This is a genomic window from Coprobacter fastidiosus, assembly GCF_030296935.1.
In the GTDB taxonomy this organism is placed as follows: domain Bacteria; phylum Bacteroidota; class Bacteroidia; order Bacteroidales; family Coprobacteraceae; genus Coprobacter; species Coprobacter fastidiosus.
This window is the reverse complement of sequence record NZ_AP028032.1, coordinates 1,456,417-1,474,248: the sequence shown is the minus strand read 5'-3', so window position 1 is coordinate 1,474,248 and position 17,832 is coordinate 1,456,417. Positions and strand designations below refer to the sequence as shown.

Here is a 17,832-nt window from a genome sequence, read left to right as displayed (position 1 = left end):
ATTGAAAACGTTTTGTTGTTTTTTTGAAAAGCATTACTTTTGCAACCGCAACCAGCAAAAGAAATGACTCCGTAGCTCAGTTGGTAGAGCAAATGACTCTTAATCATTGGGTCGAGAGTTCGAGCCTCTCCGGGGTCACAGAAAAAAGTCTTTAGATACAATTTCTAAAGGCTTTTTTGTTTTTAATATGTTTTTAGTGTATGTCTGAATTTTCCGATGCAGAAAATATTATCAAGATATTTTTATAGTTTTTTTCAATACTATAAAAAGCTATTGTTTCTTTTATCTTGATTTCGTTATCACATCCTGTTCATTTGATTATTGTTTTTTACTTTTGCTGACTTATTTACAAAGTGTAGCAGTTTTTCAAAAATGCCTCTTTATAATATTTATTTGTTAAATAGATATTATTGATTACATTTGTTTTTATTATTAATTTTGAAAAAATAAGAGATTGTTATCTAATATCTATGGGCATGAAAAGATTAATATTTGTCATTTGTGCAATTTTATGTAGCAGTTTATTTGTCTCGGCTAAGGATTTTCGAGAAGTCGTTTATTTGAAAAATGGGAGTATAATTAAAGGTATTATTCTTGAGCAGATACCAAATGAAACTATTAAAATAGAAACAAGTGATGGTAGTGTATGGGTTTTCCAAATGTCAGAAGTATTGAAAATCACGAAGGAATTTTCTTCTCGAAATTCTACAATGAGGATGAAGAATAGGCATGGTGAAAGAGATGAGTTTAAAACAAATGGCTATAAAGGATTTGTGGATGTAGGTGGTGCTTTTGGCGTGGGTACTTATGGTGACGGACTTGTTTCCGTGTCTTCTACTCATGGTTATCAGTTTAATCCATATTTCTTTTTAGGTGCTGGAGTGGGAGTGAACTATCATTTTAATTGGTCTACAGTTTTTATTCCGGTATATGCCGATGCGAGGGGGTATTTTATGAATAATGATATTGCTCCTTTTATTGGATTGAAAGTCGGTTATTCTGTTTTTGACGGTATGGGGTTCTATTTTAATCCGAGTGTCGGTGTGCGTTTTATCGCTGCACCTAAATTGGGTTTGAATTTATCTATTGGATATAATATGCAGAGAACAGATATTACATTCCGTCAATATTATTACAATCCACGCACCCATGATAGTTATGTGAATTCGTATGACGAAAGAAATACAATTGGAGGAGTTATGTTCAAATTGGGTTTTGAATTCTAATTTTGATTTATAAAACGATTCCGCTGGCGGATTATCCGCCAGCGGAATCGTTTTATATAGTTTGATAATCAATTATTTGCTTGTATTCCTTCTGCTACGATACGGAAACTCTTTTTTAGTTTTATATCTTCGGATGAAGCTCCGATGCGAACTTCAAATTCTCCCGGTTCTACGTTCCAATTCATATTAATATCCAGTATTTCGAGATCTTCGGGATGCAGAGTGAATTGTATGTTTTTCGTTTCTCCCGGTTGCAGAGAAACACGTTTGAAGCCTCGTAACAGAGATTCGTAAGAGATTACACTGCTCACTTTATCTTTTACATATAACTGTACGATTTCGTCTCCGGCTCTTTTCCCTGTATTCGTGATATCGAACGATACCTGAATATCGCCTTTAGGACCTTGTTTCTCAGGAGAAACTTTCAGATTGGAATATTCGAATGTTGTATAACTGAGTCCGAATCCGAAAGGATACAAAGCCCCGTTGACCCGTGTTTTTCCGTATCCATTCGGTCCGGCTTCGGGCTGTTTCGACTGAGAGGCCGGTTTGAAAGGGAAGTTCAATTCGATCTGTCCCAATGTTTTGGGGAATGTGACCGGAAGTTTCCCCCCCGGATTATAATCTCCGAAAAGAGTTTCTGCAATGGCAGTTCCTCCCATTTGTCCGGGAAACCAAGCTTCCAGAATTGCCGGAATATAACGGTCTGCCCAATTGATAGTAAGCGGTTGTCCATTGATAAGAACCAGTACGATCGGTTTTCCTGTAGCATATAACGCTTCGAGAAGCTGTTGCTGGCGTCCCGGTAAATCGAGTCCTGAACGAGATTTGCTTTCGCCGGTACTTTCTTCATCTTCACCGAGTACGGCAATAACAATATCGCTTAGTTTTGCTTTTTCAACGGCATTTTGTATTTCTTGCTGTTCTTCTGTCGTCAGCGGAGAATGTATTATTTCGCTTTCCGGCCATTTGGCATCTTTAACCTTACAGCCTAAAGCGTAATCGACAGCAACTTTATTTCCGAGATAGTTTTTAATACCTTCATATACCGTGATATTTTCCAGTTCTTGAGGTCCGTAACGGCTTACCATATAATTTTCTTCTTTGGCAAGCGGTCCGGTGATCAGTATTCGGGACAACTTGTTTTTATCGAGAGGCAATAAATTATTTTCGTTTTTTAGAAGAACCAAAGATTGACGTTGTATATCGAGCACAAAGTCTTTGTTCTTGTCTGCTCCGACGATTTTATCTGCAGCTTTAGGATCTGCGACAAAGGGTTGGTCGAAAAGTCCGAGACGGAATTTTACCCGTAAGACGTCAGCGACACGTTCGTCTATGACTTTCATCGATAATCGTCCCTCTTTTACCAATTTTCGGGCAGGCAGAATGAAAATATCTGGTGCGGCAAAAGTCGTTCTTACGTTGAGACCGGCTTCAAGAACCATTCTCACGGCTTCTTCATAAGTTTCGGCGACATGATGTTTGTTATATACATACTCTACCGCATCGCTGTCACTGACTACATAACCGTCGAATCCGAATTCTTGACGAAGTAACTGGGTCAAGAAGTAATAACTTGCGGTAACCGGAACGCCGTCCCAGTCGTTATAACTGCTCATGACTCCCATCGGGTTGGCGTCTTGGATTACTTTTTTGAACGGGTACAGATGCATTTGGTGCATTTCCCGGGGCGCAACATGAGGATCGGTGCGTACACTGCCGTCCCGCCCACCTTTGGGAACGCTATATACGGCAAAGTGTTTTAGAGTTGCTGCCACACCTTGTTCTTGAATACCTTTAACCATCTGTGTTCCGAGTGTAGCGACAAGAAAGGGATCTTCTCCATAACATTCAAGAACACGTCCCCAGCGGGGATCTCTGGCAAGATCTAATATTGGTGCATATATGTTGGTATATCCGAGGGCTTTGGCTTCTTTTCCCGCAATTGATCCGGCTTTGTAGACCAAAGGTGCGTTCCATGTACTTCCTATGCCGATAGGTGCGGGCAGGGGAGTCGCTTTTGTATGATTGAGTCCGTGGATTGTTTCGTTGGAAAAATCTACCGGAATACCCAGACGAGTCTCTTCGATAAACCATTTTTGGGTTTTGTTGATTGCCTCGGCATGTTTGCTGAAAGGATAGATCAGGTCTTGGGCGATTTTCGCTCCACGACCGACTCCGTTCAATTGTTCATCGATATTGGCGATTCCGTCTTTCCAAATTTTATTTTTCCATTCCGGAGTCGGTAACGAGTCGCTCATTACCCTTTTATATCCATATAAAGTTGCCAGTTGACAGGTCTTTTCGTCCAGATTCATTTGGGATAATAAATCTTGCACTCTTTTTTCGATCGGTTGCTTAGGATTTTCGAATATATCCATTTCCCCATTTTTGTTGAAATCGATCCAACCGTCATGATAAATAGAACCTTTGTTCCCTTTGGCAAAAGCCATTTGCCCTGCCAGAAAAACGCTTCCGGCGATTAGCATACATTTTTTCAGCATAGTGTTTTTGTCGCGTGTTTTCATAAAATTCGATTATGCGCAAGTTATTTTTCCACAAAGAAAAGTGCATTCTCTTAATTTTTTTATAATATCGGGTTAACGGGAATCTTAAAAACAGATTAATTCTTTTTTTATACCGATGATTCCGTTTTTCGAGGTTTTATTCTCTGAATTTAGCTGTTCTGTACCTTGTATCTCTAAGAGATAACTTTTACCTTTGTCAGATAAATGCAGCGAAAATGAAAAAAGTTTTATGTCCCAAATGCGATAATGATATAACGTTTAATGAAGATCGTTATGAAAAAAATGTCTCTTTGTTTTTCGTTTGTCCTTATTGCGGGAAACAATTCAATGTGTCGGTTGCCGATTTGACTGATAATCAAGAGATTTCTGATTGCGGTTTTATTGTCGTATTGGAAAATTCATACGGATACCGTCAAGAACTTCCTCTTTTTATGGGAGATAATATAATCGGACGTCGCTCTAAAGGAACGGAAATTCATGTACCGATAGAGACTACGGATGTTACCCTTGCACGTCAGCATTGTGTTATTAATGTAAAGAAAAATAAGGCTGGGGGTTTTATATATACATTACGCGATTTTCCGAGTGTATCCGGAACATATTTACGGCACGAGCGTCTGGGGAAAAAAGACCGTGTGGTTTTGGAAAACGGGGCTATAATAACGGTGGGCTCAACGACATTTATCGTGCATTTTGCAGGAGTACAGGATAATGAAGATTAAAAACAGCATATATGCAGAACATTATTCTTTTTGATACGACGGGAATTCATCAGGAGTTTCTGCCATTGACATTTACAAGGCCGGTTTCGGACATACGTATCGGTATCTTTACGATACGGGAAAAATGGGAATCTCGGTTGCCGGGAATTTATTCTTATGATACGGCTGATTATTTGACAGTGAAATATCCGATGAATATTGCTTCTAATAGCTTTTTCATTGCCGGGAATGTATGTCCGGATGAGAAACTGGTCGCAGCCATTTCTTCTTTGTCGGAGTGTGAATCTCTTTTTTACGGAGATGAGCTGATTGCTTTTTACGGTTCGTTGGATGCTTTCCGTAAGAAAGATTTCGGTGTAAAGCATACTTTGAATGAAGAACCTTTTATGATTCGGAAATTGTATGATATATTTCTGAAGAACGGAGAGGCTTTAGAAGCAGATTATCGATATATCGTCTCTTCCGGGAAATCCGAACCGTTATCCGCATCGAACAGGGTAATCGGTGATCCTTGTTTTCCAGACGGTACACCTAAAATATTTATAGAGCCAGGTGCGGTTGTCGAATGTTCGGTATTGAACGTGACAAAAGGTCCGGTTTATATCGGGAAAGATGCCGAAATCATGGAAGGAGTATGTATTCGTGCTCCTTTTGCGGCTTGTGAGCATGTGGTCGTGAATATGGGAACAAAAATTTATGGAGCGACGACATTAGGTCCTTATTGTAAAGTAGGGGGCGAGTTGAATAATGTGGTGATGCTTGCCTATTCAAATAAAGGACATGATGGATTTCTCGGAAATTCGGTTATCGGAGAGTGGTGCAACTTGGGAGCAGGAACTAATGCATCGAATTTAAAAAATGATTATAGCGAGATAAAACTATGGAATTATCCTACTGGACGTTTTTTGCGTACCGGCTTGCAATTTTGCGGGTTGATGATGGGTGATCATTCTAAGGCAGGAATAAATAGCATGTTCAATACCGCTACGGTTGTTGGAGTGGGAGTGAACATACACGGTTCGGGTTTTCCTCGGAATTTTGTAGCTTCTTTTAGCGAGGGCGGTGCTGCCGGTTTTTCTGATGTGCAGTTGCCCAAGTTTTATTCGATTGCTGAACGGATGATGGCACGGCGCGGAAAAACGCTTACCGATGTCGATAAGGATATTTTGGAAGCGATTTATAATCAGACCGAAAGTTTGAGGTAAAGATCGAAACAGCGGGGAGATTTTTTTCACTAAATTTCCCCGTTGTTCTGGTCTTTGATTATTTTACAATTTTTTTGATTTCTTCTTTTACCAGTTTCTCCATGATCTTGTAACCCTCTCCGTTCGGATGTACGCCGTCTTTGCTCAACTTTTCAGGAAGACCGTTCTTTTCATCTTTCATAGCGGAGAAATAATCTACATATCCGTATTTGTTTGCTTTGGCATAAGCTTCTATTTCTTTGTTTAAGGCTATAATTTTTTGAGGGGCATCTTTGATGTCGAGCCGCCATTTTATTTGTGATGCGGGAAGTACCGATGTAAGAATCACCTTGATTCCGTTTGCTTCGGCGATGGAAGCCATAGCTTTGATATTGTTGAGTGTAAACTCAGGATGATAAGCACCAGTATTTTCTGCGACGTCGTTTGTTCCGGCGTTAATGACTACTGCTTTCGGCTTGAGGGCGACAACATCCCCGTAAAAACGCATAAGCATTTGCGGACTTGTTTGCCCGCTGATTCCACGGCCGATATAATTGTTTTCTGTGAAAAATTCAGGATGTGTACCGACCCAACCTTCGGTTATGGAGTTACCCATAAATACCACGCGTTTTTCTTTTTTTGTGGTAGCCGGAAGTTCTTGATTTGCTTTTTCATATTTCCGGATGTTTGCTTTTTCGTATAAATCTTGAGATTTAACGGAGGAGATGAACGGGAACGAAAATAAGACAGTCCCACAGACGATTAAGATTAACTTTTTCATTTTCATATTATTAATTATGTGTATTTAGATAATCAGAACAGAGTGAATAGGTAATTCCGTCAGCAATACCTATGGTAGGTACCCATATAGATTTACAGTTGAGGTGTCGTGTTATTTGTATGAATAATTCTGCGGCGGGTACGATAACGTCTGCTCTATCAGGTTTCAGATCGTACTGCTTCATTCGTTCTTTTATGGGGAGTGCCTGAAGCATGTTCGATACTTGATACAAGGATTCGAGCGATAACGGTTCTCCTTTTGTCGTACCCGACAGTTTATATATTTTATTGATATTTCCGCCAGATCCTATGATAGAAATATCTGGATATTCCAATGCTAATGATTTCAAGTCGGAGTATAGCTTGAGAAGCTCTTCTTTTTTGACTTTGTTATTGAGAATACGTACGGTTCCTATATTATAGGAACGAGAATCCTTAAGTTTGCAATCTTGGATCAGGCTCGTTTCGGTACTTCCTCCTCCGATATCTACATATAAATAGTCTCCCGGACGGTTTAATATATCGACGATGTGGCTGTCATATACGATTCTCGCTTCTTCTTTTCCGTCTATAATATCAATTTTTATACCGGTTTGTTCGGATATGTAACGGACAACTTCTGATCCGTTCGAAGCATCTCGCATGGCGGAAGTTGCACAAGCTCTGTAACTGATGACTCTATATACTTGCATCATTTGTTTGAATGCGGCAATGAGCCGTAACAGTCGTTCAGTTTTGTCGTTCGATATTCTGCCTAATGTGAAAGCGTCTTGCCCTAATCGCAAGGGAACTCTGACAATAAAAGTCTTTTTTAGTTGGTTTGCCGTCTCCCCTTTGTATATTCCCTTTATGAGCAGGCGCACGGCATTTGATCCTATATCGATTGCTGCAAAATTTATTTGCTCCATAAATTTTTTCGTTTTCTTTTGCGAATATAATGAGAAAAATTTTGTTTTTATCCCGGATGATTCTGAAAATCGTTTTAGTACTTGTTTTAGTTTTTACTCAGTCTCTTTCAGAGAGGGGAATCGTACCGATATATTGTTAACAATGTTATAGTCCGGAAAAAAACACAAAGATGACCTGATCGTACTTTTATTGTAAAATTTAGAAAAGAATTTAATAGCTCTTACCGGGCAAGATCAAGGCGGATCGATACACCGAAACTGCTGTCAGAGATGGGATATGAAGTCGATGATACCAACGGAGTATTGATTTGGTGATCATAGAAAGCCCGTAGTGTAATGAGTTTGCTTAAAGCATAATCGGCAGAGAAATTGAGCATCATTACTTTTGTACCGGAAGTAGCCTGAGTGAAATTCTGTTCAATACGGCGTATTAAGGATTGATCTCTTTTGAAAGAGAAGTTTGCTCGTAATTTCAGATCATTGTTAAATGTCCCTTGTTTACCGCCTTTTCCTCTCCAAATGGCGTTGAAATCGGTAATTGTATAGCCTGCACCGACAGTAACGCCTTGACTTGTATATTCGACAATTTGTCCTGCTGAAGAATTCAGGCTTAATGTACGGGAATTTTGATACTCTACTTTAGCTGTGATACTGTTTTTAAAGGTCATATCTAATCCGAGTAAAGGTGCAAAACTTTCATTAATGCTTACAGAAGAGATATCGTATGGAGAGGACGGTATCGGATTCCCTGTGAGTTCGTCTTTCGCAAAACCGAAATCTTTTTCTTCAGCTTCAGCCCAGTTCAGGAAAGAGGAAAAAGACCCCACGGTATAAGTACATCGGTAGGCATGACTCAGGACGATACTTTTGAAGTATTTCTTTAATGCCTTTATCTTAGATAGACCATCATAGGTTATTTTCCAGTTAGGTAATAAACTTCTGATCGACGGAAAAGCCGTTAATCCGATTTTTCCCGCGTCTTTGCCACTGTAAGCGGCGATAAATGCAGGTATCATGACATCGGGAGAATTACGGTTAACCCCTCCGTTTTCTGAATTATATCGTTGCCCGACTAATCCTTTTTCACTGATAAATCCTGCTGAAGGATATGTCATTTGACTATACTTGGCTTCTAATCGTTGAGCAATAATCTCACGATTTTGCAAAAAGTTCTCAAAAGCTTTGGAATAATATCCGTTCGATGCCTTTGCACTTTTCAGAGATGAGGCAATCGCAACGTGAGTCATTGTGAAACTTCCTCCTCGTATGGTGGGCATTCCGTCATACATAAATTGTATTTGGTTGTTGTTGCTCACGGTGCGGTTGGCATTTAACGTGATTTTGAATCCTTTAAACGGTTCTAAGGTGGCATCTATGCTGAATTCTTCTGTACGATTCATAATAGCAGGGCTTACTAATGAGTCGTTGACAATAAGCCAACCTCGGTCCTTGATTTTTTCGATATAGCTTTCGTCTGTCAATCCGAAAGCGAAATCAAGTCCCGGAGCTAAGGTACTGGTTGCTGTGGATTGTCCGAACATGTCCCCGACATTAGGCAAGAAAGACGGAATATACATTGAGTTACTGTTTTTGTAATGGACGTTCACATTTCTTACCATCATGGCAAACCGTGTTGTGTATTCTGCTGCTTTATACCAGAAAGAATCTTCAGGACGTTTGCCGGGCAGTACGGTTAGTGTTATTTGGGCCGTATCTCTGTTTTCAATAAGAATTGTGTTTTTATCCACAACTTTATATTTGACGGAATAATATATTCCGTCTTTGGTTTTTGCGGAAACTTTTACTTTTTTATTGTCCAAATTGTGTTTCACCGTAGTTGTCGTGTCGCTTTTTAACGAGATATTGCGCTGGAATCTCTTTTTCTGGGTACTGCTACGGGAAGATGACCGAGAGGTATTGGCGAATTTCCGATTTACTTTTTTCAGAAAATCCGATTTATTGTAGAGAGTTTCCAGATTGAAACGACCGTCGATTCCGAATTGACCTTGATTATTCAGATTATTACCCATTGTCGTTTCACTATCAATATAAACCCCTCTGTCCCAAGAATATGTCGAGTTGTATTTCGCCGATAGGGTCATCCAATTCAGCATGGGAATTTTAGATAACGGAACGTCGAAAGAGGCGTTGAATGTTTGGTTATAATTCCAGGGTGTTCCTAAGTGCCATATACTTTGCATGACCGTGTCTTTCCATGCTTTATATTCATCGGGGAAAAGCTTTTTATTTACTACACCCGAAGGTTCGTCGATACGGGCATTTGTCATGGTAGCTAAAGACATGTTTAAGGATTTCAACAGATTCCATTGAATAGAGAACTGCCGATCCCATAAGAAGTTCTTACTTACCGAAATAGGAAGTTGCGTGCTTGTGCCGTCTTCTCCTAACTCTCGCAATTGTTGCTCGTAGTAGTAACGAGACATATTAGTATAGAACGAAATATTATTCGGTACATAGTTAATACTCATGTCTTTGATAACCTTCAAATGTTTCGATCTGCTTTTTAGTGATTTAAAGGGTTGAAGGGGTTTCACATACGGTGTATAACTGTAACTGAAATTTCCTCTTCTGTCCAGTGTATTTTCGAATAGAATTGTCGGGTCTTGCTTATTTTGGATGTTTGACGAGTAGCTAAAAGTAAAGTTTGCCGGATCATAAGGCATCGGATTTTTACTTTGTATGTCGAATCTCAATCCGGAAATACTGAAACTCTTAACTGTCGATATATCGATAGATGCATTTTTGATCGAATCTCTTTCAGCGTCAGAACCGGCAGCGTCTAAAGCATCTGAAAGTAAAATATCCTGATCGAGCGGGTTGTATTTCGGCAACGTCCGTTCTTCAGATAATGAGTAAAATATCGGTGCTTTGAGTTTCAATTTTTCAGGTAAAAAACGACCGACATCTACCATTGTAGCTATATTGTATTGATAATAATCGTCAAGTCGACGTTCATTCAGGCTTTGATCTATCCCTCCGAAGCCGCAAGTTTCGATGTGTCCCCCGAAATTTACGGTGGCTATATCGGATATCGCCAGATTTACATTAGCTCGGGCAGCCCAACCTCCGCTCTCATTAAAACCGGATAGTCTGAGTTCGTTAACCCATACCACAATATCTTTATTCGTCCCCGCATTATTCCGGACACCGATCATAATTGTCGATATGTCGGACAGGCTCGGATTTCCGATTACCGAGACTTTATTTCTTGGATGATCAGGATCGTATATCGAATAAACGTCTTGATAGCTCGAACCTTCATCCCCTCTTCGTTTTGCCGCATTCCGTTTTAATTTCAATTCTGTTACCAGAGATAAGGGAACGTTGATCATGTTTTGTGTAGGCCAAACAGTCTCTTGGTCTTGTGAATTGTATGTGTTATAAGTTCCCGGAGGAGTAAGTGCCAAAGGCACTTCATATTCATAATAATTGTTTCGGTAATCAGACCCGAAACGAATGAATACAGAAGTTTCTCCGTTCCTTAAGTCTGTGTTATCATCAATTAGTTTTTCGGCATGAGTAAACATTTGCAAATATTTGTAATTACGCATGTCAAGACTCGTATTTTTATATACGGCACGAGCATTTTTAGGAGGTAAATCTCTTATTTTTAAAGATAAAGATTGCTCGTTTAATTGAGTGATCTGGGATTGGTCGGGAGAAATTATCCGGCTGACTCCAGGAGGCAGTACATAGTTTACAGGAGTTTGTCCTGCATTTTCTTCTATATTGACAACCGATACATCCAATTCCCCTTCTGCCGGCAGTGATGTGTTGGGTGATTCTCCGGTTTGTAGACGAAGAGAGTAACTTCTCCAGTCTCCCCGTACAAGTTCGAGTGAAGCAAAACGCAGGTGTGTTTCTTTTTCGAATCCGGTCATGAACATCCGTGCAAAACGGATTGTCTTGAAATCTTGTATAGAACCGTATTTTTTTCGTGGAATATGGGTTTCATCGTCGCTGTCGTCTTTCAAAGGTATTTTAAATTGATACCATGTAACTTCTGATTCCTGACCATTTCTCAGACGAACGACAGTCGTGCGTTTATCAGTGATGTAATTTCTTCCTACTTGAAGATTCTGAGGAGATATTTTTATACCGTATTCATAGTATCTTTCGTATTCGTTCAACGTGTTGTCTTGATTGATATCTTCGACGTCCGGAACGCTTTTGGAGGATTGGTAGTACTTGTCTGCTGCATCATCCGGAGAACTTGAGTTCCCTTCTACTCCGTTATAATGTTTATATCGGCTGAGAATATCGAGCTGCATGTCATCGTAGTCTACACCTCTGTAAAAATGATAATTATCTCCTGCAGGGTCGTTCAAAGGAGAAAAAGGATCTTCCAACATTTTGGCTTGAGCTTCTGCCGTCGTATTTTGTTTCAATTTCTCTAAAAAGTCGGAATAGGTGGAAAAAGTAAATTCTTCATTGTTTGTAAGCCCGTCGAGTCCTACGTCTTGTTTTTCACGAGCACCGTCTGCGTTCTCGAAAGCATAGGTCATAGATTGGCGTTTCGAAACTTTTCCCCATACGGTGGTTGTCAGATTCGATTCATCTCCATCGACAGGAAGACCGTTTTCGAACGATTTCATACCATCTTTCAGTATATCTTCCGATATTTCTCCAAAATTGAAATACAGGTATCCGACCTGACTTTCATTCCCCGGATTGTCCGGATCGAGGAACGGGTCCATCATCCAAAATTGTAAATATTCGATGTTTGCAGCTTCAAAGTCGGTATTATCCATTTTTCTCATAATCCCTCCCCAGCGTTGTTCCGGGAATTTGAGAGAACCGTCATTGTTTATTTTATCCGCATCTACATTGTACGGTCCTCTTTCTGTCGGATAATACGATAGGTTCAGAACTTGTAGGACAGAAGATTCGCCGTAACCGAGTTCTTTGTTCGGGAATACCTCGCTGACATCGATTTCCCGTACATAATGATTGGATAATTGATCTAAATCGTTTTTAATATGGGCAGGAGTTAACGAGGAATTTTTTTGAGTAAACATCCGGTCTATATAATACCAAGATATTAAAGCCCGATTCTTTCCGTAATCAGCATTGTTGGAATATTTTGATTCGGGAAACATAGACGGAGTCGAGGCGAGTGACCATGAATATGGTGTCCTCAGATCATAACCCGATTGAGAAGACTCGAAGTCATCGATATAGGAGAGCGAGTTGTTTTTCCCTTTTCCCGGTATTAACTGTGCAAATTCTGCATTTAGCGATAATCGGGACGGGGCTGTTGCATTCACGGTCGGTATTTTGTTGATCAAAGATGTTAGCCATTGGAATTCTGTATTGTAAGAAGTATTTAATCCCCACAGAGTATTATTCAGCACTTCATCTCCGATGTTCACTTTCTCGGTCAGAGACTTTTCTCCCAAGTGCATAATTGTAGCTCCGACATTAAAATCTTTAGAGAAAGCATAGTTAAGATCTAATCCGACCATTGTTTTTCGTTGCATGTTGAATAATGACTGGTCTTCAAGACTGACGCTGATCGGAGTTCCGGAGTCGATATAACTTTGATTTAAAATAGTTACAGTTCCCATTGTGTAATCGACCGAATAATCTACATTCTCGGTCAGGGTCATACCTCCGGCCGTGACTCGTACCGATCCTCGGGGCACGTGCGTGGCGTTAAGTTGTATTTCTGCTCCTGATGATGCTTTATATTCACCTTTGATTACGAACTTGTTCTTATCGGCATACTGTCTGGCTGCTGTTAATGTAGTGTCGTACAGTTCTTGATAGACATATTGGTCAACATTCGGTATGTTTCCGATTTTCTTTTTTAAGTGTGAGCCAAAAGGTTCTACTACCGGGAAAAATACTCGACCTTTGGATGCAAGAATCGTGTACCCTTCTACAAAGTCGAAAAATCCGTCGGGATTTGTCTCTTGGTTGTTATCTAATCGGTCAAGGTTCATAACCTTCAATAAGGTTTCGTTCTTGATGTTTCCGATAGGCATATATGTCAATTGTGTCCCGGCCGTGTCGCTTTTATAGTAAATATTTAACCGGAACTTTTCTTTTTGTATCTGAGTAGCGTTAAGGGAATATACATTTTTCATCATCAACTTCCATGCCGGAACGCTTGTCGAGATTGTTGTCCCTTTTAATAGCTTTACATACAGGCTCTTGTCTGTATCTGTAATATTCCCTGAAAATTCTCCAACCTGATATGTCTGCCCGTTTTTCGTATATTCGAATGCTACTGCCAGTACTTCATCCGGATTGAGCTGACTATTTAAAGAAATATATCCGAGTTGACTGTTCAGTGTATATTCCGAACTGGTGAGCAGTCGGGCACTTTCGACTTTGACATATTCTTGTCCGCCATTGAATCCTTGAGCTTCAAGAGGCTCTAATACCTGAGTCACCTGGTTAATGTTTCTGGCATCGGGATAGTTGGTTTGAATGTATTCATATAAACTATTTGCATTGTTTGCCGGACATGTATAGCTTCCGTTTGTATGCCATAGATCCGGATTTGCTAAATTATTTCTGTTTTGTTCTCCAAGGTCCATAAACCCGACGATGTTACGCGCCTGGTCATAATTTCCTCTTTTATTGGTCACCCATACTTCTATACGGTTAATAGTCACTCCCGAAGATATATAAGGGAGTTTTGACATAGAATTATCATAATTATCTCTAAAATAGTGGGCTAAAAAATAGTGACGATTTTCATCATACTGGTCGGCGCTGAAAGAAAATTCCGTAGTTTGAGCACCGCCTTTTGAGTTGACAGTTTTAGACTCTGATTCTTGTTGGGAGACTAAAGCGGTAACAGTCAGTTTACCGAATTGCATCTTAGTTTTTATCCCGAATAAAGCTGATCCTCCACGTATTAAGGAAGATCCTGTGGTCATACTAACATTACCGGCTTCGATACTTTTGATGATTTCGTCTTCTTTCCCTTCATAATTCAAATTCAGTTTTTGGGAATCGAAATCGAATGTTGCTCCGGTATTATAGTTCATGTTAAAATTGAGCTTGTCTCCTACTTTTGCTGTAATATCCGCTTGGATTTGTTCCTCGAAATCGAAGTAGGTCTTTTTCCTTGCACTCAATGCCAATGCCGGGTTATCGATTTTATTTGTCTTTATACTCATGGTCAGTTCTGCCGACCCTTGAGTTTTAATTTGCACACCACCCGGACCGAAAACTTTTTCTAACGGACCGAGATTGAATTTCATATCGAGAATATCGAAAGGGTCTTTTCCCTTACCTGCATTTTCTTTGTTTTTTTCCCGATAGTAGGCTTCTATGGATTTTCGTAAGGAATAATCTTTGTATTCTTCAGGGGTCAGCATAAAAGGCGTAGACACTTCCATATCTCCGACTTTTGTACGCACAACGTAACATTGAGTTACCGGATCATATTCGAACACTGAGCGTACGTTCTCAGGAGTTTTTAGATCTGCCGGACTGTTTTTATAAAGATCTTCATAAGTCTCTATCGAAGTTTTAGCTACCGGGAAACGGCTTTTTTTTGTAGTATCTTCAGGTGCTGGAATGGATGAGACGGATGCTTCCGGAAGGTTTAGTGAGGAAAAGGTACGGTTATAAGCCGCAAAGGCAGAGTAGATTCCTATCCCGCTGATACATAGAAAAATATATAAAAGATAATAGAGCCTTTTATTCATTGATCCGTGAATCCTTTTCCCTTCTCCCGTATGTGTGTTTTACAGCATTTTAAGTGCAGCTTTGATAATAGCTTCTACTTTTAATGTGGGAGATTCGTTCAATAATTTTTGTACGACCTTCATTGAAGCGGTTTGCGGAAATCCTAACATGACCAAAGCGGCCACAGCCTCATCCTGTACCTCTTGATTTTGGGGCATACTTATATTTAACGTATTGTCCCCCGGTTTTATTTTATCTTTAAGGTCAACAATTATGCGTTGGGCGGTTTTTGCACCGATCCCTTTAACGCTTTTCAATATGTTTACGTTTTCAGAAACGATAACTTGCTCCAGTTCAGGAGCAGAGAGAGAAGAAAGAATCATTCGTGCGGTATTCGGTCCGACTCCGGAAACGGAAATTAACAACAAAAACAAGTCTCTTTCGCGACGGCTGATAAATCCGAAAAGTACGTGAGCATCTTCGCGTATAGATTCATATACAAATAGCTTGGTTGCAGTATTCTGGGATAGTGCACTGTAAGTCGTTAAAGATATATTGAGGAAATAGCCTATTCCATTACATTCTATTACTGCCGATGCCGGAGTTAATTCGGAAATTTTACCTGTGATATATTCTATCATTCTGCTGTTATTTTTCTTGCCTTCAAAGGTAAGAATTATCTATTAATCGTGAAAGAACTGTAAAAAGAAACGCTTTTATATTTTGAATAATCTGTCTTGGTTATTAATAGGAAAATTCAGACAGGCTTTTATTGTATCTTGAATAAAATTAGTCTATTAAATTATTGAAGCGTCGAATGAATTTTAAAATTCATTCGACGCTTCAATAATTTAAGTTAGTCGTGTTATTTTTCTGATTCTTTTACGACAGAAAACTTTTCCATAGCTTGTTTAAACAATTTGCTTCCTGTTGCGGCATCTACATGTGCTGAAGGACCTGTTACACATCCACCCTCACAAGCCATTACTTCGATAAAGTTAACCGGTGCTTTACCTTTGGAGAATGCCCGAAGTAGGCCGATGTTCTTTTTATTAAGATTCGATACTTGCAAAGCTTTCAGATCGGGGATTAGGTTTTGCGCTTTTACAGCTCCGATAACTCCTCCCGACATGCCAAAACCTTTTCCTTCTTTAGGTGCTGAACAATGGAAAGATTCATTATTTTTGGGGGTTATATCAATAGATAATCCGTCGAATATGGCGTTAATTTCTTCAAACGTCATTACATAATCTACAGCTTCGTCCCTGCGGGCTTCTGAACGTTTAGCAACGCAAGGGCCTATGAATACGACAAGACTTTCGGGGTATTTTTCTTTTGCCATTCGTGCTGTGTAGTACATAGGACTTCCGGTAGTTGATACATACGGTTTCATATCTTTGATATGTTTGTTTACCAGCTCTATGTAAGATGGACAGCATGATGTTGTCATAAACGGTTGTCCTTCTTCCAGTTTTTCTTTCAGTTCTTCGGCTTCTCTTCGGGTTGTCTCCATCGCTCCGTCGGCTACTTCGAGAACATCATGAAAACCGATTTCACGTATCGCTTCGAATATGGTTTCCATTTTTTCGGAATATTGTCCCATGATAGAAGGCGCGACGATTGCAATAACTTGTTTTCCTTCTTTTATTTTAGAGAGAACATCGAATACTTCAGATATTTCAAAAATAGATCCGAAAGGACAAGCGTTGATGCATTTGCCGCAATAGATACATTTCGATTCATCGATATGTTCGATGCCGTTCTCGTCTTTAGAAATGGCTTTTACCGGACAGGCTTCTTCACAAGGTACTGGAATATATACGATGGCATGATAAGGACAGGCTTCTTTGCAAATTCCGCAACTGACGCATTTGCTGTGATCGATTCGGGCTTGGCCATTTTCTCCGAAAGAGATTGCTTTTCGAGAACAATTCATATAACAAGCTCTTGCTACACATCCTCGGCAGAGATTGGTTACTTCGTAATTTACCTGAACACATGCAGAGCAAGCTTCATCAATGACACATAAAATATTTTCTTTATTGTTTTTCCCTCTTTTTAAAGCTTTTTCTGCATAATAAGAGAGGGGAATCAGTTCGTCTTGTTCGTCATTCATATCAAAGCCCAGCAACGGAAAAGATTTATATTTCCAGACAGCTCTTTCTTTGTGAATGCAACAGCGTCCCATAATTTTCGCATTACGCGGACTGAGTTCGATAGGTAAACGATCAATGTGTTCTACCAAACGGTCTTGTTTCCATAATTCAACAAGTTTTGCCATTAATACCCGGCGGACAATGAGTACATTATTCGCAAAAGCCATAAATATAATTTTGTATTTGTGATTTTTTAAACGGCTGCAAAGGTACTGCTATTTTCTCAAACAACTGTATGAATGTTATATAAAAATAAGAGAGGTTATAGATATTTTCTATTGCTGGAAAGTCCGCATCGAACATTGCCCGTTTAAATGTGCATTAGGCTCTATTACTAAGGTCGTAACCGTAATATTCCCTTCCAGAAAAGAACTTGACTTTAAAACCAAAGTATCTGCTACAACTATATTACCGCATACAGTTCCCATAATCTCGGCATTGACAGCTTTTATGTCTCCCTGTACACGTCCTTGCTCTCCGATAATGACTTTTCCCTGACAATCAAGATTTCCTTGAAGAATTCCGTCTATACGAATATCCGTAGAGGCCGAAATGTTTCCGGTAACGGTCGTCTCTACAGTCAGTGCGCTATGCGCCATCCCGGTAGGTTGGTTTTCCTTTGCCATATTATTATTTCTCCTATGGTTGCAAAATTACGAT

The 17,832-nt window shown here is 39.7% G+C and carries 10 protein-coding genes and 1 tRNA gene; 4 read left to right on the top strand and 7 right to left on the bottom strand.

All coding sequences use genetic code 11. The annotated features are described in order from the left end of the window. Window positions 1-65: 65 nt before the first annotated feature. Both QUE35_RS05810 and QUE35_RS05805 read left to right on the top strand, forming a co-directional pair. A tRNA-Lys gene (locus QUE35_RS05810) sits at window positions 66-138 on the top strand. Window positions 139-476: 338 nt separating this feature from the next. Beyond that, entirely contained in the window at window positions 477-1,226 is a 750-nt protein-coding gene (locus tag QUE35_RS05805) for a hypothetical protein (RefSeq protein WP_031258830.1), read from the top strand. A gap of 68 nt (window positions 1,227-1,294) precedes the next feature. Here QUE35_RS05805 and QUE35_RS05800 read toward each other — a convergent pair whose 3' ends face one another. Continuing rightward, window positions 1,295-3,754, bottom strand: a complete 2,460-nt coding sequence (locus QUE35_RS05800; RefSeq protein WP_022390868.1) for a glycoside hydrolase family 3 N-terminal domain-containing protein — start codon at window positions 3,752-3,754, stop codon at window positions 1,295-1,297. 215 nt (window positions 3,755-3,969) lie between these two features. Here QUE35_RS05800 and QUE35_RS05795 point away from each other — a divergent pair, with 215 nt between their 5' ends. Next, window positions 3,970-4,476, top strand: a complete 507-nt coding sequence (locus tag QUE35_RS05795) for an FHA domain-containing protein (RefSeq protein ID WP_009318781.1) — start codon at window positions 3,970-3,972, stop codon at window positions 4,474-4,476. An 11-nt stretch (window positions 4,477-4,487) separates the two neighbouring features. After that, window positions 4,488-5,681, top strand: a complete 1,194-nt coding sequence (locus QUE35_RS05790) for a putative sugar nucleotidyl transferase (protein ID WP_022602058.1) — start codon at window positions 4,488-4,490, stop codon at window positions 5,679-5,681. 58 nt (window positions 5,682-5,739) lie between these two features. On the opposite strand, the gene QUE35_RS05785 is transcribed toward QUE35_RS05790, so the two are convergent. The 6 genes from QUE35_RS05785 to QUE35_RS05760 form a co-directional block, all read right to left on the bottom strand. After that, window positions 5,740-6,441 (bottom strand): SGNH/GDSL hydrolase family protein, encoded by a 702-nt coding sequence (locus QUE35_RS05785; RefSeq protein ID WP_031258828.1) that lies wholly within the window; start codon window positions 6,439-6,441, stop codon window positions 5,740-5,742. Window positions 6,442-6,451: 10 nt separating this feature from the next. After that, entirely contained in the window at window positions 6,452-7,348 is an 897-nt protein-coding gene (locus tag QUE35_RS05780; protein ID WP_022390870.1) for a Ppx/GppA phosphatase family protein, read from the bottom strand. 221 nt (window positions 7,349-7,569) lie between these two features. Then, complete coding sequence (sov, locus tag QUE35_RS05775; RefSeq protein ID WP_022602054.1) at window positions 7,570-15,036, bottom strand: T9SS outer membrane translocon Sov/SprA; 7,467 nt, start codon at window positions 15,034-15,036, stop codon at window positions 7,570-7,572. Between the two features lie 39 nt (window positions 15,037-15,075). Next, window positions 15,076-15,657, bottom strand: coding sequence for a Holliday junction branch migration protein RuvA (ruvA, locus tag QUE35_RS05770; RefSeq protein WP_009318786.1), 582 nt, complete (start codon window positions 15,655-15,657; stop codon window positions 15,076-15,078). 224 nt (window positions 15,658-15,881) lie between these two features. Next, window positions 15,882-17,339, bottom strand: a complete 1,458-nt coding sequence (locus tag QUE35_RS05765) for a monomeric [FeFe] hydrogenase (protein WP_022602052.1) — start codon at window positions 17,337-17,339, stop codon at window positions 15,882-15,884. Window positions 17,340-17,447: 108 nt separating this feature from the next. After that, window positions 17,448-17,798: a bactofilin family protein gene (locus QUE35_RS05760; RefSeq protein ID WP_009318789.1), complete on the bottom strand. Its 351-nt coding sequence runs from the start codon at window positions 17,796-17,798 to the stop codon at window positions 17,448-17,450. Between the last annotated feature and the right edge of the window lie 34 nt (window positions 17,799-17,832).